Here is a 607-nt window from a genome sequence, read left to right as displayed (position 1 = left end):
TGAATATGAAAAAACATTTACGGTGGATACTGCTTAGACGACCAAATTCATTGACCGAAGATCAACAAAGAATTTTAGGAAATTTAGAAAAATGGCATCCTGAATTTAAGGAAGCTTATGACCTCAAAGAGCAGTTTTATAATATTTATGAAGCAACAACCAAAGACGATGCCATACAAAGGTTTCATGAATGGGAAAGCAGTATTCCCAAATATTTAAAGTCTTTTCGTGATGTTGCTAAAACTGTGAATAATAACTTTGAGGATATATTCACCTATTGGGATGCGCCAATAAGAATTACCAATGCTTATACTGAGGGGCATAATGGTATTACAAGGGTCGCAAATCGAATGGGACGAGGATATACCTTTGAGGTGCTTCGAGCAAAAATGTTATATAACAAAGTGGCTCGATCTATTACAACTTTAAAGACTCCATCATCTTCATTAAAATCAACTGAAGGTTATGAGGGTTTAACTGCATTTCCAACCAAGCAAGAGAATACTAAGTTGGAATATGGCGCTTATATTCCAACCTTGGTTGAATTGTATGGCGGTGATGAATATTTAGATGAAGAACTAATTTCAACCATATAATGCAAATAGCC

At 35.1% G+C, this 607-nt stretch carries 1 protein-coding gene; it reads left to right on the top strand.

What is annotated here, in order from left to right; all coding sequences use genetic code 11:
* The coding region (locus tag IRT38_RS17450; protein ID WP_194598352.1) for a transposase at positions 1 to 596 on the top strand (596 nt) is incomplete at its 5' end.
* Between the last annotated feature and the right edge of the window lie 11 nt (positions 597 to 607).

The sequence above is a fragment of the Acinetobacter sp. SK-43 genome, assembly GCF_015351505.1.
GTDB lineage: Bacteria > Pseudomonadota > Gammaproteobacteria > Pseudomonadales > Moraxellaceae > Acinetobacter > Acinetobacter junii.
The sequence above is the reverse complement of the archived record's forward strand: the minus strand, read 5'-3'. Positions and strand labels throughout refer to the sequence as shown.